Source organism: Paenibacillus sp. FSL H8-0315 (assembly GCF_038005365.1).
Lineage (GTDB): Bacteria > Bacillota > Bacilli > Paenibacillales > Paenibacillaceae > Paenibacillus_AQ > Paenibacillus_AQ odorifer.
This window is the reverse complement of the sequence record NZ_JBBOTA010000001.1, coordinates 6,472,040-6,494,256: the sequence shown is the minus strand read 5'-3', so window position 1 is coordinate 6,494,256 and position 22,217 is coordinate 6,472,040. Positions and strand designations below refer to the sequence as shown.

20 protein-coding genes and 1 pseudogene are annotated in these 22,217 nt (G+C 39.1%); 4 read left to right on the top strand and 17 right to left on the bottom strand.

Going from position 1 to position 22,217, the window contains the following annotated elements; translation table 11 throughout:
• The first annotated feature begins 267 nt into the window (after positions 1 to 267).
• Positions 268 to 908: pseudogene (locus tag MHB56_RS28435) on the top strand (DUF2935 domain-containing protein).
• A gap of 192 nt (positions 909 to 1,100) precedes the next feature.
• Here the strand turns inward: MHB56_RS28435 and MHB56_RS28430 are convergent.
• The 8 genes from MHB56_RS28430 to MHB56_RS28395 all read right to left on the bottom strand — a co-directional run bounded on the left by MHB56_RS28430 (position 1,101) and on the right by MHB56_RS28395 (position 9,971).
• Positions 1,101 to 1,367, bottom strand: a complete 267-nt coding sequence (locus MHB56_RS28430) for a CD3324 family protein (protein ID WP_038570858.1) — start codon at positions 1,365 to 1,367, stop codon at positions 1,101 to 1,103.
• 187 nt (positions 1,368 to 1,554) lie between these two features.
• Positions 1,555 to 2,949, bottom strand: coding sequence for a protoporphyrinogen oxidase (locus tag MHB56_RS28425; RefSeq protein ID WP_076190419.1), 1,395 nt, complete (start codon positions 2,947 to 2,949; stop codon positions 1,555 to 1,557).
• Between the two features lie 143 nt (positions 2,950 to 3,092).
• Positions 3,093 to 5,696: an ABC transporter permease gene (locus MHB56_RS28420; RefSeq protein ID WP_076305503.1), complete on the bottom strand. Its 2,604-nt coding sequence runs from the start codon at positions 5,694 to 5,696 to the stop codon at positions 3,093 to 3,095.
• Positions 5,693 to 6,376, bottom strand: a complete 684-nt coding sequence (locus MHB56_RS28415; protein ID WP_076125806.1) for an ABC transporter ATP-binding protein — start codon at positions 6,374 to 6,376, stop codon at positions 5,693 to 5,695. Before MHB56_RS28415 ends, MHB56_RS28420 begins: the two co-directional genes overlap by 4 nt.
• A gap of 95 nt (positions 6,377 to 6,471) precedes the next feature.
• Complete coding sequence (locus MHB56_RS28410) at positions 6,472 to 7,473, bottom strand: sensor histidine kinase (protein ID WP_076302033.1); 1,002 nt, start codon at positions 7,471 to 7,473, stop codon at positions 6,472 to 6,474.
• Positions 7,474 to 8,157, bottom strand: coding sequence for a response regulator transcription factor (locus tag MHB56_RS28405; protein WP_076125811.1), 684 nt, complete (start codon positions 8,155 to 8,157; stop codon positions 7,474 to 7,476).
• Between the two features lie 34 nt (positions 8,158 to 8,191).
• Positions 8,192 to 8,992: a GNAT family N-acetyltransferase gene (locus MHB56_RS28400; RefSeq protein WP_341144284.1), complete on the bottom strand. Its 801-nt coding sequence runs from the start codon at positions 8,990 to 8,992 to the stop codon at positions 8,192 to 8,194.
• A gap of 211 nt (positions 8,993 to 9,203) precedes the next feature.
• Entirely contained in the window at positions 9,204 to 9,971 is a 768-nt protein-coding gene (locus MHB56_RS28395; RefSeq protein WP_341144283.1) for an SDR family NAD(P)-dependent oxidoreductase, read from the bottom strand.
• 257 nt (positions 9,972 to 10,228) lie between these two features.
• Here MHB56_RS28395 and MHB56_RS28390 point away from each other — a divergent pair, with 257 nt between their 5' ends.
• Positions 10,229 to 10,837, top strand: coding sequence for a TetR/AcrR family transcriptional regulator (locus MHB56_RS28390; protein ID WP_076184524.1), 609 nt, complete (start codon positions 10,229 to 10,231; stop codon positions 10,835 to 10,837).
• 101 nt (positions 10,838 to 10,938) lie between these two features.
• On the opposite strand, the gene MHB56_RS28385 is transcribed toward MHB56_RS28390, so the two are convergent.
• The 5 genes from MHB56_RS28385 to MHB56_RS28365 form a co-directional block, all read right to left on the bottom strand.
• A complete protein-coding gene (locus MHB56_RS28385; protein WP_076125818.1) occupies positions 10,939 to 11,256 on the bottom strand; it encodes an iron-sulfur cluster biosynthesis family protein in 318 nt (105 codons plus the stop codon).
• Positions 11,257 to 11,377: 121 nt separating this feature from the next.
• Entirely contained in the window at positions 11,378 to 11,836 is a 459-nt protein-coding gene (locus MHB56_RS28380; protein ID WP_076125820.1) for a DMT family transporter, read from the bottom strand.
• Positions 11,837 to 11,867: 31 nt separating this feature from the next.
• Positions 11,868 to 12,293 (bottom strand): DMT family transporter, encoded by a 426-nt coding sequence (locus MHB56_RS28375; protein ID WP_076280686.1) that lies wholly within the window; start codon positions 12,291 to 12,293, stop codon positions 11,868 to 11,870.
• Positions 12,294 to 12,483: 190 nt separating this feature from the next.
• Positions 12,484 to 12,885, bottom strand: a complete 402-nt coding sequence (locus MHB56_RS28370) for an NUDIX hydrolase (RefSeq protein ID WP_076125824.1) — start codon at positions 12,883 to 12,885, stop codon at positions 12,484 to 12,486.
• A 56-nt stretch (positions 12,886 to 12,941) separates the two neighbouring features.
• Positions 12,942 to 14,171 (bottom strand): MFS transporter, encoded by a 1,230-nt coding sequence (locus tag MHB56_RS28365; protein ID WP_076125825.1) that lies wholly within the window; start codon positions 14,169 to 14,171, stop codon positions 12,942 to 12,944.
• Positions 14,172 to 14,304: 133 nt separating this feature from the next.
• Between MHB56_RS28365 and MHB56_RS28360 the strand changes: the two genes are divergently transcribed.
• The gene (locus MHB56_RS28360; RefSeq protein WP_076125828.1) at positions 14,305 to 15,201 is read left to right on the top strand and encodes a LysR family transcriptional regulator; all 897 of its coding nucleotides are present in this window, start codon (positions 14,305 to 14,307) and stop codon (positions 15,199 to 15,201) included.
• 26 nt (positions 15,202 to 15,227) lie between these two features.
• Here the strand turns inward: MHB56_RS28360 and MHB56_RS28355 are convergent, their stop codons facing one another.
• Entirely contained in the window at positions 15,228 to 16,991 is a 1,764-nt protein-coding gene (locus MHB56_RS28355; protein WP_341144282.1) for an ABC transporter ATP-binding protein, read from the bottom strand.
• On the bottom strand, positions 16,984 to 18,525 hold the full coding sequence (locus MHB56_RS28350) for an ABC transporter ATP-binding protein (protein ID WP_341144281.1): 1,542 nt from the start codon (positions 18,523 to 18,525) through the stop codon (positions 16,984 to 16,986). The genes MHB56_RS28355 and MHB56_RS28350 overlap by 8 nt, the downstream gene beginning before the upstream one ends.
• Before the next feature lie 330 nt (positions 18,526 to 18,855).
• Here MHB56_RS28350 and MHB56_RS28345 point away from each other — a divergent pair, with 330 nt between their 5' ends.
• Entirely contained in the window at positions 18,856 to 19,656 is an 801-nt protein-coding gene (locus tag MHB56_RS28345) for a polysaccharide deacetylase family protein (protein WP_076125834.1), read from the top strand.
• A gap of 74 nt (positions 19,657 to 19,730) precedes the next feature.
• Here the strand turns inward: MHB56_RS28345 and MHB56_RS28340 are convergent, their stop codons facing one another.
• Positions 19,731 to 20,873 (bottom strand): copper amine oxidase N-terminal domain-containing protein, encoded by a 1,143-nt coding sequence (locus MHB56_RS28340; protein WP_341144280.1) that lies wholly within the window; start codon positions 20,871 to 20,873, stop codon positions 19,731 to 19,733.
• 68 nt (positions 20,874 to 20,941) lie between these two features.
• Positions 20,942 to 22,102: an alanyl-tRNA editing protein gene (locus MHB56_RS28335; protein WP_341144279.1), complete on the bottom strand. Its 1,161-nt coding sequence runs from the start codon at positions 22,100 to 22,102 to the stop codon at positions 20,942 to 20,944.
• Positions 22,103 to 22,217 lie beyond the last annotated feature (115 nt).

Here is a 22,217-nt window from a genome sequence, read left to right as displayed (position 1 = left end):
ATTATGGTTACTGGAACAAGCTTAATCTCCATCATACCTCCACAATTTCTTCTCAATAATTACTTCTTTTCTCAGTATAATTAGGACCTCACTCTAGTTATATGCCATATTCGATTAGAATTAATTTTTATATAATGTCACCATTTATATTTGATAATTAAGTTAAGCGTACCTACTGTACTTCTATATACTCGTCTTAACTTTTGCGGATATAGTACAAACCTCACGCAGATTATAATTGTATGAAAATGGGGGGTGTACTCAGATATGCCGGATCCTTTTGTTTCGAGACCTCTAGATGAAATAAGATTCTGGTCACGAATCATCAAAGAACACTCTTTTTTTCTTAAACCTTGGGTTTCGTTGTGAAGACACGCAACTAATTAATGAAGCAAACCATTTCTATGCCACATTCGAAGCCATAGAGAATAAATCACTCGGATTCACTGTGGATTCTGATCCAGTAGTAATATGGAAGTTTAATGAGGAAGTTCATAGTGCAGCATCACATATCTGGGCGTTTAAAAGGAAAATACTAGGTCTAATTCTACAATGTAAGCTTCCAGGCGGAACGAACTTCCCCTTATTAGTGGATCATGTCAGTAGGGAAGCCAACTATTTTCGAAATCGACTGTAAGAACTGAATCAGGGTAGGTTAGATCTTTTATCAGACGCAATTATTAATGAAAACCAAACCCCTGCTCAGTCAGCAACTTGACGAGAATAAAGTCTCAGTTAAATCTCTCCGTGACTTTAAGAAAACGGCACGTGATCTTATTGAGGAATGCCGAATAAAGAGCATCATCCATCCATTGCTTGCGGATCATGTATTCCGAGAAGCAGAACGATTCCTGTATATAATTGATGCATTTGAAGCCTCTTTGAATATGAATAAACAAATCGTATAGCATTACATGAAATCTATTTAAAAGCGATTAATGTTGCAATTAGAAGCAATGACAATGATGAAAGAAGCACTAAACAAAACAAAGGTTTCTAGTACAGCTATTAATGCCGCAAATAAAAAGATGGATGAATTATAATTAAATTCCAAAAACCACGTCAGAGTTTCCTCTAACGTGGTTTTTTTGGATGATAAGCTATTTTTTTGAATAAACAATTTTCTTAATACTATCCCTAGATAGGCAATATTCATCTGAAAGCTGGTCAACCGTTGCACCCACAGCAAACCTTAGACAGATTTCGATGTTTCTAGATCTTAAGTATTTTCTGCTCCCTGACTTTTCGCCCCATTTTACATGTGATTCTTCAGGCTTAGGGATATAAACCATACCCCCGTTGATATATTTCTGAATTTCCTCTAATAATTCTTTTGGGAAAATCGTATCTGCATTTACATATTTCATAATCGCTCTGCTCCTTAAACTTTTTATGAGTTTGAAGGTAGCAAAGTCTATTCTTTAAACAACCCATGCACACTGCACTAGCGGTAAAATCAATTTTTCGCTCTATACAAACAACCGCCGTTGTTTATAAGTCTAGACTTTGCATAGAGCTGATCGCTAATCTTCTCACGATTGTACACCCTCCTTTTTAATGTGTAATTACTTGTTTCAGAATACGCTCTGCTGTTTTTTCTCCATTCGCAATACAATCTGGAATGCCTACACCATAATAGGAGCATCCAGCAAGGATAACATTAGGATACCTGTCTGTCATCTTCTTCTCTAAGGATACTACAATTTGATGATGAAGTTTATGGTAGTTTGGCATTACATCATGCCATTTGGTCACATCGTAGGTAGCTGGCTGTCCTGTTATCCCGAGACTGGTCTGTATATCTTTCAAAGCCACCTTCAATAGTTCCTCTTCAGATAGCTTGATCAACGAATCATAATGAGGGTTTGAGCTTTTATAAAAGAGTCTGACAAGCAGACGCTGTTGTCCTGACGTATGCTCCCACTTGCGACTTGTCCACGTACACGCATTACATAGAACATCATCGCTGTTGGCAGTGATGAACCCTGTGCCATTCGCAGGCAGCTGACTGTCGGGGATATCAAATCCTAAATATACACTAATCATAGAACTATTATATAACTGATTGAAATCTTCATTTAGTTTTTCGTCTTGAAGTAGCGCTTGTGCAGTAGAATGCATCGTTCCAAGTACGACAACATCGGAGTCTATGATTCGTCCATCTGCCAAAGTTACCTGGTACTGCTCTCCACGCTTCTCAATTCTTTCGGCACGAATCCCTTTGATGATCTCCGAATTAGAAAGATGTTCTTCCATAGAGTCGATCAAGGCAGATACACCTCCCTTGAATGACATGAACTTCTTATCACCATTCCCTTGAAATTTGGCTTTATTTGCGGATAAGCCTTGAATAATACTGCCATATTCATTCTTATAATCAATCAAATAAGGCAGCGTTGAGGCAATTGTAAGTTCGCTTAGCTTCCCGGAATATACACCTGAAAGAACCGGTGAAATTTGCTTCTCGACAAGTTCTTTTCCAAAAAAAGCTTCTAGAAAATCACCCACGGAATCGTTTTTCGTAAACTTATTATTGGGAGTGTAGAAATCTTTGAGTGCTTCAACCTTTCCTTCAGCTGAGATCAGTTCTGTTGTAGCAAGCGACTCCATACTGAGCGGAATGCCAAAGACTGCATCTTTAGGAATTTGCTTCAGTTTACCTTCTGTATAAATAAAGGATATTCCTGTCGCGTTATATACAACCTCATTTTGAATACCCAACTCTTCAATCAGAGGTGCAACATTCGTTTTGCGAGTGACAATAGAATCTGCCCCAGACTCCATAATGAAGTCTTCTTGTTTTAGTGTTCTGATTTTGCCGCCCAGTCTATCGCTGGCTTCAACCAAAATGATTTTTACATCTAGCTTGTTATGCTCTATAGATTTCTGTAAATAGTAAGCGGTAGACAATCCAGTAATTCCCCCGCCAATCACGACAACTGTTCTCAATTCGTTGACACCTACCTCGTGGTTATAATCTGTTCAATTCAATTGTGTACATTATATCATAGGAATTTATAAGAATTTACATACCAACGTGTCAGATATGACACAAAAAAGCCGCGTTAAACGCGGCAATGATGGGCTAATAGTTATATATTTTCCTGTTTCAATGCATCGATAATGTTCTCTTTTTTCACTTTTGAGCTTGAATATAACATAGCTGCGCTAACGATGATAAACACTGCCAATATGACACACAAGATACTCATCCACGGAAGTGTGAATCCATAAGAGAAGCTGCTCATCATTGATCTATAGATCAAGTACATAATAACTATACTAATCGGAAGCCCATATAGTAGTGACTTTATTCCATAAAAAACACTTTCGTAATTAATCATTTTATTAAAACCATTTGGCGTCATGCCCACAGACTTCAGCATCGCAAACTCTCTTTTACGAAGAGATATGCTAGTTGATATCGTATTAAAAATATTCGCAATTGATATTAAAGTAATCAAAGCAATAAAACCATAGGTGAAAATAGACATTAACATGATCATCTGCTCACTATTTTGTCTATTTTGATACACATTTTGAACATAGATATTCCGCTCTTTCATTTCCTCTATGGCTTGTTGTGTCGCTAATGGGTTTGTGCTGTTCAAGTTAAGCCGGCTTTGAATATCTTTGCTCATCGCATCATTTGTTAGTTTATCGAAGACTTGTTCAGAGACGATGATGTTTATTCCACCAACCATTGCTGAATGTACTCCCATTGGACGTTTATCAGTTAGAGCGACAATTTTTACTGGTGATAAATTCGTCTCTTTTTTGGTATCCCAATCCGTATAAATAAGCTCAAGCTTTTGGCCGACTTCAGAGTGAAAAGCTTTAGTCTCAACAATTTTTTTAGCTTTCTCATCCTCAAAGGTAACCGTATCATTCACAATAGCAGTCATCTGATCAAGCTTCGTTAGTTGTTCATAATTTATACCGACCGTTTCTGCATAGGTTTTCAAACTCTGTTCATTTAGTGCATAGATCTGAATATAGTAAGGATATTTCCCGTTCTTTAGAACACTCTTATCCGCCTGCACAATCTCTTGCAATTCTTTTGCCATATTTTTCTCATCAATCCATGAACTCACACTGAGTTCCTTAGTCACATTATATTCCGTTATATTAGGTAATTTGGATATCGAGTTCGTCAACCGGTCCACTTTTTGAGCGTCCTCAGTCCCCATATATACTTGGATATCATAGTTCAAACCATCCTGTGAGAGTTCTACCGATCTTCTCATATTAGAAGTGAACGCTGATACAGATAAAAATAAAACAATACTAATGACAAGTGAGAACACGGTTGCTTGGTACCTGCGTTTATTTCTCTTTAAATTCTTCAAACCAATTTCTGCTTCAATACCAAACAATCTGCGCACGAACTTGGATGTTTTCACCGCTTTACCTGAGAGCTTAACATCGGTTGTTTGTCTGATCGCATCAATTGCCGAGATCTTTGAAGCCTTTCTGGCTGGAAGATAGGTGGATATAAAAATTGTCAGTATTGAAACTAAACAAGCGGTTAGTAGAGACAGAGGTGTAACAATCAACATTAATCTCTCAGTTATCCCTAATACATCTTTAATCATCGAATTGATAAACATAAAAGTGATCCCGATGCCTGCTATACCGCAAATGATCCCAATTGGAATACTAATTAAACCGATAATCATTCCTTCAAAAAACACTGAATTCTGCTTTTGCCACTTTGTAGCCCCTACACTGGAGAGCATCCCTAAATGACGTGCACGCTCCGAGACAGAGATTGCAAAAGCATTATAGATTAAAGAAACGGAACCAATGATAATCACAACCATAATAATTACTGACAATAAAAGAAGTGTGTTACGTAAGCCATCGTTATTCGTCACACCATAATAGCGGAGCAGACTATTATTATAAGAGATCGACTCGATCTTATTTTCTTTTGCCAATTCCTCTGCATGCTTGTATATGGAGCTGTCCACCTTTTTTAATACAACCGTCGCTGTGGTTTTTTCAGCTGCTCCAATCATGCTTTCATCCACATAACTTATGGCAGTATAACCCGGAGACCATGTTGGTTCCCAAGTAGGACGTTTTATCACTCCCACAATCGTATAGTTCATTGATTTTTTATGAATAATCTTTTCAAGCAAGGTATCCTCTTCAGTCCGTAATCGTTCATTCTGAGATAGGGGTTGGCCACTATTTTCATCATCGCTAGTGACACGTTCACCCACATCAAGCGTTAAAGTTTCACCAATCTTGTAAGAGACTTTTGCATTCTTTGCAATCTCCTCAGAAATGACTACTTCGTGGTTTGTCTTCGGGAGTCTACCTTCCAGCAGTTCAATCGGAAATTGTTTAAAACCAGCTGCATTATATTCCTTGATATACCAATAGGGTTTATTCTCATTCTTCCCACCCTCTAAAGGGGCGTAGCCACGATCGTTGGAGATCACTAGGGCTTTTGTCGCATCATCTGTTTCTATCGCTTTGAGCTGAGCTTTAGTAACATTTCTATATTGGACATGCCATTCTCCATTTGTAGAGATACTTTGCTTCTTCATTAATTCCATAAAAGAAAAACCTAACGTCGCCACAGCCGTTACCATAGCTACTGAAATGATAACTCCAATGATAGTTACCAATGTTCTTCGCTTATTCTGTTTCAAATGTCTTATAGTTAATTTGTTTACGATATTCACGGACGAATCACCTCATCTTTAGCGATCCTTCCATCTTCAATAGTAATGACCCGATCTGCTTGCAAGGCAATACGTTCATCGTGAGTAATCACAATCAGTGTTTGATTATACGTTTTATTAAACATTTTTAATAATTCAATAATTTCACTGCTATTCTTGCTGTCAAGATTACCAGTTGGCTCATCTGCCAGCATAATTGCAGGGTTACTAATTAATGCTCTGCCTATGGATACCCGCTGCTGCTGTCCGCCTGATAGCTGATTCGGCAGATGGTTTAAACGATTTTCCAAATTTAACGCCTTCACGGTATCTGCAAATTGCTTCTTATCCACTTTATGCTGATCGAGCAGCAACGGAAGTGTGATATTCTCTTCAACCGTCAGCACCGGTATGAGATTATAGAACTGATAAATAAGACCAATTTGTCTGCGTCTAAAGATCGCCAGCTGTGTTTCATTCAAATCATAAATATCCGTGTTATCTACAAATACTTTACCACTTGTCGGTCTATCCACCCCACCTAATAAATGCAGAATCGTTGATTTTCCTGAGCCGGATGGTCCAATAATCGCTACGAATTCACCTTTTTTAATTGAAAAAGATACATCATCCAGAGCCTTTACTGCGGTCTCGCCTTTACCATATGTTTTAGACAGATGTTCAATCTTTAAAATATCCATTGTTAGACCCCCATTTGTTGATGAGATCAGTATATCTGTCTACAATGACTCTTCAGTGACTCTTAAGTGACATTCTAGTCACTAAGCCATAAGTGTTAAATCACTTGCTTGTAAAATTTGATCCGAAATTGTGTACCCTTTCCTACTTCACTCACCACATCAATCGTGCCGTTTTGTTCAGTGATAATACTTTGCGCCAAGGCAAGTCCAATTCCAACGCTGTCTTCGTTTGCATTTGTACCCTTGTAGAATCGTTTGAAAATATAGGGGATCTCTGCCTTAGGAATTCCTTTGCCATTATCAGTAATGACAATTTCCGTGAACAGCGTGTTTTCTGCAAAAGAAATCGTAATCTCTCCCCCAGCAGGTGTATGCTCTACACAGTTTTTCAGAATATTAATCATCGCCTCAGTTGTCCAATTGTAATCGCCTATTAATGAGGTAGCGTCTTCACCTTCGATTAGGATCCGTTGCTCCTTAATATCCATTGGAATCAGTATGGGCTCCATAGATTTCTGAACAAGCTTCTTTACTTTTATTGAATCTTTTTTAAATTGAATGGTTCCGGCATCGATCTTTGAGAACTTTAATAATGAAGAAACCAGCCAGCCAACCCGATCGAGCTGAAGGCTGATTTTCCGCGTAAATTCTATTCTTTTCTCAACGTCCAGATCAGGATCGCTTAATAAATCTGCCATCACGGTCATGGAGGTAAGTGGTGTTTTGAGCTGATGGGAGATGTCGGAGATCGCATTGGTAAGCTTTATTTTATCCTCTTGCAAAAGCAAACGCTGCTCCGATAACATCAACGTCACCTTATAAATATCATTTTTCAGGATACTAAGCTCGCCTTCCTGATTATCACGAACATCGAGCGAATAATTACCACTGCTAATTTGACGTAGATACCCTGAAAGCTTCTCAATTTCGCGGTATCTCCAGCGGGTAAATAATAAACAACAACCTATAAGCAGAACTGAAGTTACCGCCGTGATCCCCATCGCTGCTGATGAAATAAATGCCGTTCCTATAATCGCCAGAAGGCTGATCGTAGTCATCGTTAGTAATAACCATCTAAATTCTCTGTTTCGTAACATCTAATCACCAACCTTATACCCTAAACCGCGTACTGTTTTGATCAGTGTGGGTTCTTGCGGGTTATCCTCTAACTTTTCCCTTAAGCGTTTAATATACACAGACAATGTATTATCATTTACAAATTCTCCGGCGACATCCCAAATCCGCTCTAACAGCTGATTTCTGGAAAGGACTTGTCCCACATGATTAGCAAATATCAGAAGCAGACGATATTCTAATGCTGTTAGCAGAACTTCATCGCCGTTCTTATAAACTTTTCCTTCAAGCGTATTAATCCGTATATTCTCTAGTTCAAAATTAGATGGAGTTTGAGCCTGCTTGTTATATCTCCTTAACACCGATTTAATGCGTGATAACAGCTCGCGAATCCGAAATGGCTTAGTTATGTAATCGTCTGCTCCCATATCAAGTCCCATCACTACATTAACTTCGTCATCAATCGCAGTTAAAAAGATGACCGGAATATCGCTCCGCTCCTTCACGATCTTACACAGATCATATCCGCTGCCATCCGGTAGAGAGAGATCAAAAATGCAAAGTGTTACTTCAGATAACCGCTCCGCCAACACCCTCCTAGCAGAGGTTGCATCATAACATAAAATAGTTTCAAAATGATCCTGCTGCAAGGAATATTCAAGTCCTGAAGCAATCGTTCTATCGTCCTCTACGAGCAATATTCTCATAATGTTCATCCTAACCTAATAATTTGCGAAACCGTCATATTGAAAAAGCACTACACTTATATTGATGAATTTGCTGAAATCCTAAACGGAGAGCTAGCTTTTGGGAAGCTTCATTATCTAATGAACAGTCCCAGTAAGGTGTAAAACCATTTGTAAGTATATCCTCCGCTACTAAGGCCGCTAAATGAGTCCCCACTCCTCTATTCCGATACTTGGAGAGAGTTTCAATTCCGATAGCATGTGTATCCTCCGTAACGAAACTAGAATAACATACACCCATAATCTCAGTTCCCTCAACAGCAGCATATCCATAGCCTTTTGCCCTAAAGTCTTCTTTCGATGACCAGAATAAATCAATATTATCATGTACAAATTCTATATTCTTTAGATCTAAGTCCTCCCAGTCCAGCATTTTAAGATTTATAATTCTAATCGCATTATTAAGGGACTCAACGGGCTTGTGGAATAACTTGAACACCATTTGTTCAAAAGGATATAGCTTCCTAGAAGGAAACATCAATGCCAGATTCCATTCATTGTGTTGACCTGAGACTTCAAAATACTCCAGCCCAAGCTTTTTCATCCTCGGTGCAATATGACTGGATATATAACTATCTAAGCTCTTAATAAATAACTCATTGGTGTGATCGCCTATAATATAAAATCCTTGCATCCCCTTACTCCATACCAACGCGCTTTTTGGTGTTACAAGTTGATCTACAAAAATCCAGCCCGGATTATTTCCATCGATAATGGAGAGAATTTCAGGATGAATAGGAGCACCTGTAAGTAACGGTTTCACTTCATTAAAATCCTGTTGAGATAATTCATGCATATGAACACTCCTCGCCAACAATTTATCTAAATCACTGATCAATACTTAAAAAGATTAAATCCCCTTTGTATATTCTATAAGATAATTCAGCAAATTGCTTATTATAAAATCCGATCCGGGTATCCTAAATAAAAAAGAATTGGACCCAATGCTTGACGCACAGGCCCAATCCTTTATTTGGAGTATCCTTAATGATCGAAATCAGCTTGCATTATTGACCTATCATACCACCGTCGACTGTATATAGAGAACCCGTTACGAATGAAGCCTCATCCGACAGAAGGAAGTTCATCACAGCGGCAACCTCTTGCGGTTCTCCGTAGCGTCCCATAGGTGTTGCAGCTTCGTTAGCTGCCTTGTATTCTTCTGCGCTTCCAAAATTATTTTCAATTTTACGCATCATTTGTGTATTGATCGTTCCTGGGAGTACCGCATTTACACGAATACCAAGTGGTGCAAGCTCATTTGCAGCTACGCGAGTCAGACCAATTACAGCATGCTTAGACATAATGTAAGGGGCCATACCTGGTGCACCCATGAGTCCTGCCAGAGAAGAAGTGTTCAGAATAGCACCTGATTTTTGTTTTTTCATCACAGGAATTACATAATGTAGTCCAAGAAATACACCACGTACATTGACGTTATATACAAGATCAAGTGCTTTAACGTTAAGCTCTTCGATTTGACCTGCCGGACCTTCAATTCCGGCATTGTTTGCAAAATAATCAATGGTTCCAAATTTTTCTACCGCTCTATTAACATAATTCTGAACGTCTTCTTCATTAGAGACATCCGCAGCTACAGCTAAAGAGTTAGATTCATTTAAGCCTAAATCTTGGATGACATTTTTTATCGCTTCTTCATTCAGATCGACAAGTACAAGATTCAGTTTACGATCAGACAATCGACGGGTAAGCTCTTTACCGATTCCACCTGCAGCTCCAGTAATTACAGCAGTTTTTACATATGATTCACTCATTGTATGTTCGCATCCTTTGTTATGAATTGGCTATATATTATAGTCTTAGGAGATGGGATAACCTATCTCTATTACTAGAGTACACCCCATTAGTTAACCTGTTCAATAATCAGAATTTTAAGTAATGTCGCCTAACCAACATACTTGCTCTACGTGTTTACTTATGTCTAAATCTTGAACATTAGCTGATCTTTTGTTACTTTTAAAGTAAGAACTATAAATGAACGATAAAAAGATCATAGCTGGAGGTAGTTTTTTTGATACAGGAAGAACATGAAGACAGAAGAACCAGAAGAACACGCCAAGCTCTGAAATCTGCATTCGTTGAGCTAATATTGGAAAATAGTTATGATTCAGTTACGATTTTGGACGTGACTAATCGAGCGGATTACAATCGAGGGACTTTTTATAAACATTTTGAGAGTAAAGAGGCTTTGCTTAAGGAAATACATGATGAATTTCTACAGGGTATAGGTGAGGCGCTATTAGACCCTTATGAGGGATTGGAACGTATTGAGGCAACGGAGGTCTTCCCTTCCATTCTGCAGCTGTTCGAATATATTGAGGGGCATAAAGCGGAGTTTTTAGCCTTATCCGCAGTGGAACGAGGGAAAATGACTGTTGAACTGTTCGACCGTTTACGGGAATCCATGCGTGAGGATATGCGAATTGAGATAGAAGCTGATGCTGCTCCTGTGGATTATGAAATTATGTTGAGTTACCAAATGTCTGCTACAGTAGGTGTCATTATGCACTGGGCTGAAGTCAATTTCAAATATTCGGCGAGCTATATGGCAGAACAGTTAATTACACTGGTGAACAGCAAAATAGACCATATAGCTTTTATGAAAAAACCCAATGGGTAAGAACCGAATTGCAAGTGCCATATATAGGAACGAAATTTAAAAAACCAGCGCATTGAGAGATGATCTCAAATGCTCTGGTTTTTAGTGTAGCAGTGCTCTACTCAGCGAATATCTTTTACTCGAATATTGCTTCCTAACAGGCCCGAATCACTACTTAATCTGAATGACGGGTAATTCTCATCTGCTTCAAGTCGCATCTGTTCATCAAATAAAGATTCCTGTTGACGGTCCACAAAAAAAGTAAAGGGCTCTTTCTGAACTTCAATATCTGTAGCATGGGGTTCACTAATAATCTGAATTACGATCACGCCATTACAACCACAGCCCTCTGTATCGAAGAACAATTTAAAATAACCTGGTCGTTCACCAAGGTTTTCATTTAACTTTTCTGTAGTTAGAGAGTTCAATTGTATGAACATTGGATGATCTGCTCCTTATTTATAATTGAGTTACTACTTTCCCAAAGTATAGATTGATTTGCTTTCACTCTCGTGTGACTGACATCACTTCTATTTTGACAAACATGAGTCTGAGGATAAATTAAGCCGACTTTTGAGTCTCCCGGGCACCACCTAGCTTAAACACTAGAATACCGCCAACAATCACGAGTACTCCGACCAACTGCTTCCAGGTGAATGGAACCTTTTCAAGCCCTAACCAGCCGAGGGAATCCCACAATAAAGCAAACCCAAGCTGAGAGATTAATACGATCGAGATCGCATAGGTTGGCCCAAGACGTTTGGTGCCTTGCACGAGACAGATTACTACACCCACCCCGATCAATCCGCTGATCCAGTACCAAGGCTCCATATTTCGCAAAGTAAATATTCGGCCGCCTTCAAAGATAAGACTCATGATAAAGGAAGCCAGAAAACCCAACCCTAATACTAACGTCGTTGTGGCCCAAGATCCAACCTTTTGATTAACCTTCGTATTAAAAATATTTTGTAAACTAACGAATGAACCCGCGACAAGCGCTAATATTAACCCTAAAATCATAACGTAACTCCTCCAGTTGTTGATTGTATTCTCAGAATTTCAAAATCACTACTCCCGCAATCATCAACCCTATCCCAATAAACTGTGGGAGTCTCATTTGTCGTTTTTCCATCCCAAACCAGCCTTTAATATCAATTAAAAAGGTCAGGCATAGCTGTGCAATGAGCAATGTCGATATAGTAAAAGTAACGCCAATCTGTTGAATGGCAGTGACTTCACTGAAAATAACGACTGCGGCAAAAGATCCGCCAATTAGATATAATGGTTTTACTTCTTTTATTCCTTGCCATTTCCCATCTCTAACAAATAAGAGGATTAGTAACGACATGATAAATCCTGTTAACTGTGTAATTGTCGCAGCTTGCCAAGTCCCAATATCTTGACTAATTCGAGCATTAGATACTCCTTGCAGAGTGATACAAGCCCCCGCTAAAAACGCAAATATAATTCCTCTCATTTCTCTCTCTCCTCAACTTCGATCTCTTACATATTAAAAAGCAATTCAGACCTTTAAAAAAGGACATCTGTCCCAAAGCAAAATAAACGATGTTGTTGCCCCTATAAGCCTTTCGTATATTTTCAAAAAAAAGACCGCCTCAAGCCATCTCTTAGGCTTAAAACGGGCTTTCAGAACTTTAAATTGTGGATTAGGAAAGTAATTTATGCTCATGCAATTGATCAAAAATGATCTGTGTAACGACTGAAACACGATTTCGATCCTTATAAGATAACCAGGATAACTCTTCAATTTCCGACGCAGGACTAAGTGTACCTTCAAAATCCGCGATATAACATGTCATTTTAACTATGACGCCTTCAGCTTTACCGTGAGCTTCCGCTTCAAAGGTTCCAAAATAGGAGATGGTTTCTGGTTTAATACGAACAGAGATCTCTTCCTCGATTTCGCGCACGAGCGTCTCCTCGTCTGTTTCTCCAGCTTCTCTTTTTCCTCCAGGCAAATAATAGGTATCTTTCCCTTTGGAACGCGCACACAAAACTTGTCCATTCTGAATATGAATCCATGCAATTTTATCAATGATTGTAGTCATACAGTTCTCCCCATATTTTTTTCTAATAATTATATCATACAGCCAAGACCATCTATTTATACAACGTCTATATTTGATTTTTGTATGTGCAGCTTAGCTTTGGCCTGAGGTACATGATGAAGCAAATAGTACGCAGCAAGAGAAAGAAGTGTTACTCCCCCCGCAACCTCATACATCATTCGGTAATCCGTATAAGAAGCAATTAAACCCATGAAATACGAGCCCGCTCCATAACCCAAATCAAATAACAAGAAAAAGGTCCCATTCGCACTACCTCTACGATCTTTAGCCGCTAATTTAAGCGCAAGAGTCTGGAAACATGGCATAAGTGCACCATATCCAATTCCCATAATGACACCAGACATCATTAACATCAAACCAGACCGAGCTTGACTTAAACTAAGCAATCCAACGGCGAAGATTAGAATTCCGGGATAGATGAGAATATGCTCATTATATTTATCGAATACTTTACCTATAACCGGGCGAAACAATACAATCATAATTGCAAAAGCCACAAAAAAATAACCAGTAAGCTGTGATTGATGAATTTCTTTCGTAAAAGAAGCTATAAATCCAGACAAGGAGCTGTAGGAAAAAGCAAGCGTAAATCCGACAAGTGATATCGGCAAGGCTTTCGGCTCGATTACGTCTCTCCAGCGAAGCCCTTTTCGCGTCTTAGCAGGTTTCTTAACAGCTTCAATAACGTTAGCCTTATCTTCTTTTGGCATCCGAACACCTAACGTGAATAACAGCGAGAGAGCGGCAATCACACACACGCCTAACAGTAGTACATTAATATTCTCATCTTTCCAGAGAAAAAGACCCAATGCGGGTCCAATGACCATAGCAATGCTCATAAACATGCTAAAATAACCGATGCCTTCTCCTTGACGTGAATAAGGAATTAGCGTCGAGGCTATTGTACTAGTAGCTGTCGAGGCAACAGCATAACTCATTCCGTGAAGGAAACGAATTACCAGGAATAATACAATTCCATTAGATCCGAAGTAACCAATACAGGCGATTAGAAATATGGTTAGCCCAATAACCGCCATTTTCTTTTTGCCGAATTTATCGACCCATTGTCCCGAAAAAGGACGGATCAATACTCCCCCTATTACATAGATAGTAATCGCTAACCCCATTTGCTGCTGATTCCCGTGTAAGCTTTCCTTTACGTATAACGGGAATGCAGTTGCCAAAATGTAAAAGGTCAGGAACATAAAAAAACTACTTAAGCAAACAACAATAAAATTCCGGGTCCATATTTTCTCTCTAATCACAACAGACTCTCTCCATCCTACCTATAACTTTTTATATGTTACAATAGTATAGGACTGAAAATTAATTAAGTAAAATACATATTATATGATCGATAGATCACATTAGAGTTATAAGTAAAGTGAGGTTTTTGTTATGGAATTCCTTCAGCTTCAATATTTTCAGGCAGTTGCACGCCATGAACACATGACTAAGGCCGCAAAAGAATTAAATGTATCTCAGCCCTCCCTTAGTAATTCCATACAGCGTTTAGAGAAAAACTTAGGTGTTCCCTTATTCGAGCGACAAGGCAGAAATATAAAATTGAACGAATTCGGAAAAACCTATCTGCAACGTGTCGAGCAAGCTTTTATGGAACTTGAAGAAGGACAGCGTGAGCTCACAGATATGGCTGGACTTGAACATGGTGTAATTTCCATTGCGGCCACACTCCCGTATGTATTGCCCACTTTACTAAAAGAATTTCTTACCCTTCATCCGCATGTACGGATCATCCAACGCCAGCTCGGCTCTGCGTTAGAAATGAGAAATGATTTAGAGAGTGCAGCGATTGATTTTTGCATATCATCTACACCTGTTACCGGACCAGATATCGAGTGGCATACCTTAGCAGAAGAAGAATTATGTTTAACTGTGCCCAAGAATCATCGCTTTGCTAATCGAAAGAGTATTTCTTTGATAGAAGCTGCAGGTGAGAATTTCATTTCTTTATCTTCTAGATATAATTTCCGTGAAATTTCAGATGAATTTTGCCGACAAGCTGGATTTGAACCTCAAATTACGTTCGAGCTTGAAGAAGTAAGCGCCATTCAAACCCTAGTAGAAATGGGACTAGGAATCACCTTCACCCTCCCTCTCTCCTTAGGCAGAAGAAGTCAAAATACAGAAATTGTTCAATTAAAAATAACAGAACCACTATGTCAACGCTCTTTTGGCATCGCATGGAGCAGAAAGCACTTTTTATCGCAAGCAGCTATACATTTCCGGAAATTTGCTGTGGATTTTTTCAGTAAACCTCATGAATATAATTAAGGTAAAAACTACTATGCTAAGCATTTTTAGTTATACCAAGATGATTGTAAAACGTACATATCTGCATAAATCCCTTTATTATTTATTAAGTCTTGATGCTGCCCCACTTCAGCTATACTTCCATTATCAATAACATAGATCGTATCAACATTTTTCGCCCAGCCCAGTCTATGTGAAATGAAGATGGCAGCTTTATCTTGGCAGATATCTAATAATTGTGTATAGATCTGCATCTCAGCATTCGGATCAATCGCAGAAGTAGGTTCGTCAAACACTATAAGATCCGCATCATTATATAACGCACGCGCTATCGCCAGCTTTTGCCACTGTCCGCCTGATAGCTGCCTGCTTCCTTCAAGCATTTGACCTAACCTTACATCTAGTCCCCCTAATTCGTAAAACAAATCCATCAGCTCACATTTTTCCAGAATACTTAGTATTTTCACATCGTCCGCCGAAGATTTGGCATCACCCAACAGGATGTTTTCTCTTAGTGTCATTTCGAATTTAATAGAATGCTGGTACACGACGGATACTTTACCTTGAGGTTCTGGACTGTCTTTCCAGTAAATAGATCCAGAACTAGCAGTGTACTGCCCTAATAACAATTTGATCAAGGTAGACTTTCCTGCTCCATTTTCTCCAACGATGGCTATTTTCTCACCGGGCTTTATGACCATATTGATGTTAGATAAAACAGACTTACTGGATTTGGCGTATTTAAAATAGACATTTGAAACGGTAATAGGAAGCATAGCTTCAGAGCTGTTATTGATATTATTTTTTCGGAAATCTCTATTTTTATAGGTAAGCACTTCATTTAAGTCATATAATTTACTGCTGCTGATGTAAAGCTTGCTTAGCGGCCAAGTCAAACTCATGATTTTACCACCACAAGTTAACAAAGCCAGAAATAATACTGAGATTGTCCCCACAGTAACTGTATTTGACTCCCCCATTTTACTTAACAGATAGACCAATACGATAAAAATAGCACTCGTCTGAACCATAGCCACAATCATCCCTATTTTGATTTCGAATTTCCTCGCACTATATCTTTTATCATGCTGCTTCTTCATAAGCTTTGCCCAGAGATCCGTAAAATAGGAGATAGAGTTATAGATTCGCATTTCCCTAATCGCATTAGGATCTTCCAAAGTTACAGCTAGATAATCCCCCATTCTTCCGTCAAAAGTAAGCTCTCGCCCTGTTCTTCTAACTTTAATCTCAGTAAACATTCGAAAAGATAAAGTAGATACGATCATTAAACCCACCACCAGTGTGACTAAAAAATATCCACTTGTAGCCGATAACCAGATGATACTTATAAGTCCTGAGATATTTCCTACACTGGACACCAAAAAACCAGTAATTCCCTCTAAATCTTCTCCAACTATTGTTTTAGCTCTTTGCAGCTTGTTCCCAAACTCTTCATCATCAAAATCCTCAAAGTCAACTTGGTTTGCAATATCTATCAGCTCGGATTGGAAAGCGAGAGTTAGTTCCGCATTCATTCGACTTTTCATTATGTTGGTTATACTCAATGAACAGGCTTGTACTCCATGAATTAAAACAAACCATAGAATCGGAATAAAGGTTATCGCACCAGCAGCTACTGCATTAATGATATGAACTTGAACAGAATACGAGTAAAAAGTTAATAATCCACTGATTATAGGAACTATGATCGTTATTGTTGAGATTACTGGACTTTTTCCAATCATCCGTGCCAGTATCGTTAAAATATTCTTAAGGTCTCTTCTCAGCAGAATCTCTCCTTTCTCAGCCATATAAAGAGGACTGGCGGTTAAACATTCCCCTGTACTTACCATCCAATATCATTAATTCTTCATGTGTTCCATTTTCTACGATTTCTCCATGCTCAAACAGAAAAATTCTATCAACAAATTTGGACATATATAGCCGATGTGTCACAATAATGGAGGTCTGCTGCTCTCCTAATTTCATAAAGGTTTCAAACGCCTGCTGTTCCGCGTAAGGATCAAGGGCTGCAGTAGGTTCATCAAAAATCGTAAGCGAGCCGTTGTTGAGGTAAGCACGTGCAATCGCAAGTCTTTGCCATTGTCCACCAGACAGATCGATCCCCCCAAACTGTGGACCTACTAAAGTGTCCAACGCAACACCATAAGAATCGGCTTCTGCTTTTCTCATCGCAGCTAATAATCTTGAATCGTCATACATGGCAGCAATATTCCCCATGGCTATGTTTTCTCGAATTGGTCTATGTAATTTAGTGAAATCCTGAAATACAACTCTCACACCCTTTGTGACGTTATGAGCCAGAACTTCCTGCTCTCCATTAAACCTTTGGATGTTTCCCGCTGTTGGATGGTATAACCCTGCTATCAGCTTGATGAGCGTGGATTTTCCTGAACCATTCTCACCTACAAAAGCAACTCGTTCACCAGGTTTGAGGGTCATGTTTATATTTTTAAGCGTGTCCTGTGCATTGGTTGCATAACGATAATTCAACTGCTGAATTGTGATCTGCATCGCATCGGTATTCCTTATGGAATCTTCCGGATCTCTTTGAACTTGCTCTTCAAGTTCCAAATACGCACTATACTCATTGAAGCGCACGCGACTTTTGGTCAGATCAGAATACATCCTTGTTAGTGCAGGAATGACAATAAATAATTGACTAGATATCTGAAGTAATAATACGAAAAGTCCGGCGCTCTGCCCGCTACCTCCAAGCGTAATTGCTAAAATAGCAATCGTAAGCCCGTTTAATAAAATCATAATTATACTTTGGGAGAAGCTTAAGGTCTCAGATAAAATAACTTTTCGGTGCATTTGTTTGAAATTTCCATTGAAGAGCTCTTTCATTGTGCTAACCAAGTAGGAGGACATTCCGTACATTCTTACTTCCGGGAGGGTATTTCTACTAACCAGCAAATCAACGATATAATTAATCATTCGTACAGAGGAGGTTTGATTCGCTGAAATGGCCTCTACTTTCCGAGACATCCATCTGATGAGGTAAAGCTGCAGAATTTGTACTACTAAAATGAACATTGCCAGGATATAAAAGCCATAACAGGATAGGACTACGATTAGTGCGATCAATGTTATAAAGTGGATTGTCACCCCGGTCCATTGATCTAACAAATCGATCAGGGAAAGCCGTTTTGCTTTTTCTCTAATCGTTTTTGTTGCGGGATCTTCCAATAAAGCCGTCGATAATTTAGAGGTCTTAGCCAAAATACTATGTTCCAGTTCATAAATACTGGTTGCCGTTAAATTGGTTACAGAAATGGCTCGAAGAGAACCATTGATGCCAGCCAGATATAAAATTAACATCAGTGAACTTACCAATAGTAAGATATGTAGGTAGGCGTTAGTCGTGAAGTTCTGAATGAGGTCAACCACATATTTCGTTATGAACAGCTCTGCAAATAGAATTGGTGGGCTCAGCAGGTTAGTGATAAAATATAAAAGTGAGTTTCTTTTGTCTTTTACATAGAGTAGCTTTACAACGTAGAGAAAGTCAGGCAGATAGCATCTCTCCTTAAGTGTATATTTTTCACTGAAAACTCTTTCCTTTTCAAACGTGGAATCTGATTATAACGTTAATTGTTTATAATTGGAAGAAGTACTTTCAAGCTCACCAAATTATAGGAGTGTGAATTCATGAAACTTCAATTCAACTTATTCCCAGGCGGATTATCAAAGGCGCTCACTATGAGCTATGATGACGGCCAGAAACACGATATCCGCTTGGCTGGTATTTTTGATCAATATGGAATCAAAGGGACCTTCCATTTAAATAGTGCAATGATCAATGCACCTGGGTTCTTATCGCCCGCTGATGTTAAGCATTCGCTCAGGAATCATGAAGTGTCCGCCCATTCCGTTACTCACCCACATCTAGAGCGTCTTCCTTTACCGATGGTAATTGAAGAGCTGTTCGAAGACCGTAAACGATTGGAAAAGCTGGTGGATTATCCAGTGCGAGGCATGTCCTACCCCTACGGTACATACTCTCAGGAGATAATTGCACCACTTCAGTCCGTTGGAATTGAATACAGCCGCACTGTTCACTCTACCAAACAGTTTGATATGCCTCTTAATTTCATGGAATGGCATCCAACCTGCCACCATATTGAAGATCTGCATCAGGTTTGGGAGCGATTCACAATGGAAGGACCCTCCCAGAAACTAAGACTCTGTTATGTTTGGGGCCATAGCTATGAGTTCGCACAGCAGAACAATTGGGAGTTAATCGAAACTTTTTGCCAACAAGCAGGTGGACATTCAGATATTTGGTACGCTACTAATATTGAGATTTATGATTATGTCACTGCCCTGTATTCACTGAAATTAAGTGCCGACAAAACGATTATCCGCAACAATTCTGCCATAGATGTTTGGGTATCTATAAATGATCAACCCGTTCAGATTAAGGGTGGAAGTATGATGACAACGAAATAATCATAAATACATAAAAAAGAGCGATGTTCAACATCGCTCCTTTTTTGTACTAATTATATTGATGTGATTCCGAATTATTTCGCTAGAAGTGTATATGTCACTGTTTTTGCTTTTTCCTCAAGGATTGGCGTATAGGTGAATGTAAGCACATTCCCCTTACGGCTTTTCATCCCTAACATTCTGCTCAGAATGTATTGATCTCTGCCATCATTTACTTTATCCCATTCTTTACGATCCTCACTAGTAATCAGTTGTTCACTGAGATTGACGATTTCTCCTGTACTGCTGTAGACAATATATAATTGTGTTGTATCTAATAAGCGAACAAGTGCCACATCCTCCGCGGCGTACTCCACTATGAAATCACCGGTTGCCCCGGTTAATTTCTCCATCTCAAACAACTTGCCCAAACCGCCATCCTTAGTAATATACTGAACATTCTTCCCATCGGTCATATACACCTGAGTGGAAGGTACTTGAGGCGCATGTGGATAAGCAGAGATCATATAATGATAATCCATTTGCTTAATTATTGTACCTGCTTGAACTAGTACCTGATAGCTGTTGCTGAAATCATTAAACATTGCATAGTGATTGTCCGTTAACTGGAGTAAGTCCGTGCCATTTCCAAGTTTTTTAATCTCAAATCCATGATTGTAAGCTGACTCCTTAAGGGGTAGTTGGCCAATAATTACTGGTTTCCCGGCTGCCGTAGCCCGGTAATATAAATTAGCGTTTTTTTGAGATATCCAATAGGATCTACCTTCTACAGAAGCAGCAACAAATCTAGGTTCATCTACGATTTGGATAACCCCATCCGTTTTATTGAGCGCGGTTTTACCCCCAAGTACACTGACTGCAGAGACCAATGGCAAGTACAACGAACCTTTTATGATACGAGGAGATTTTGTTAATGCCATCGCTGCCCCGTTCACTTTTGACGTTGCAGCACCCGCGGTGAAGATGACTTCACGCTCTGGACGTACCAGCTTGGCCATTTTGGATTTTTGATCCCACGATAACGTATAACCCATAGCATCTGCAAGTGATTTCAAGGGTACAAAAGTTGTATTCTCCGCGATCACTTGTTTACTGCTGATTCCAATTTCTTTATAGTTAAATTGAATTTGCTTGTCTGCTTGCGCAGATACCGCTCCATACCCAGTACTTAAAATCAAAACTGCAAAGATCCCTAGTGTTACCTTCCATTTATTCATTTCTGTCCGTCTCCTTCGACCTTATAATCATATGTAATTAGACGGAAGATAATGGAAAAAGTTTCTTCTCACCCTCTAGCAAACTCATAAAATGCCAAAGCATCCTCCCAAGTTGGGAATCCTGCTTGCGCCAGTTTATCGCTGCCCCCGCCTTTACCATTATAGCTGCCTAGATGAGCTTTGAAAAAAGCTCCACAGGAAATCTCCGTGCTCCCGTTCTGCGCAAACACAACCTTATTCTCCGCAGAAGTAGCTAATAATACAGGAAGATCACATTTCGAAGTCAGCTTATTAGCTAAGCTCTGTAGATCTTTTAGCGATTTATCCTCAAATACTTGTGCGATCATCTTTCCCGCTTGCTCATTTAAAAGCTCTTGCACAACATAGTCGTCATTTTTTTCTTTAAGCAGGTAAATTTCAGCTTGCAGCAGCTTTTGTTCATTTTCCCATTTTTCAATTCGATCAATAATCTCATCTTTGCCTGTGTTGAATTTGGAAGACAGTGTTCCAAGGATTTGCAGACTAGTATTAAATTCCTCTAAAGCACGATATCCACATTTAAAATAAATCCGCGTGTTCGCTTTTATTTTCTCAGCTTTCAAAAGCTTAATTATCCCAATTTCACCCGTTGAGGACACATGTGTCCCCCCACAAGCGTTGTATTCAACATCTTTGATCTCAACAATCCGGATGTTCTCTGTCACTTTTGGCTGTTTAACCAATTTAAGCTGTGAAGCCTCTTCCCCTGTTACGAAATAGCTGAGAATATTGTGATTTAAGTAAATCTGCCGATTAACTTCTCTCTCTATGGAGTACAGTTGATCAGCAGACAGTTCTGGCACTTCTATATCAATAGTGCAATAGTCCTCACCTAAATGAAAGCTTAAGGTCATAAAGTTATGTTTTTCTAGACAAACCGCTGAGAGCAAATGCTGGCCACTATGCTGCTGCATATGGTCAAATCTTCTATTCCAATCGATCTGACAAGTTACCGATTCCTCATTAGGTAAACGTTCCAGCTTATGCAGTACAAGCTCTTCCTCACTGATTACATCAAGCACAGGGATTCCCTGAATAGCTCCAAGATCACAGGGTTGTCCACCACCATGCGGATAAAAAGCCGTCTCCTCTAAAAGAACATAAAGCCCATCTTCTCGTTCTATGGTTTCAGTCACACGGGTTGGCCAATCAGTCAGGTATGTAGAATTGTAGTATAGTTTGTTGGTCATAAATGGTTTCCTCTCTTTTTTACGTTATCGACATATTAAGTTTATAGTATCATAACGGATAGTGTGAATCTTATTATTTCAAAAAAACCAGCTCCACGCAAAAACTGCGTAGAAC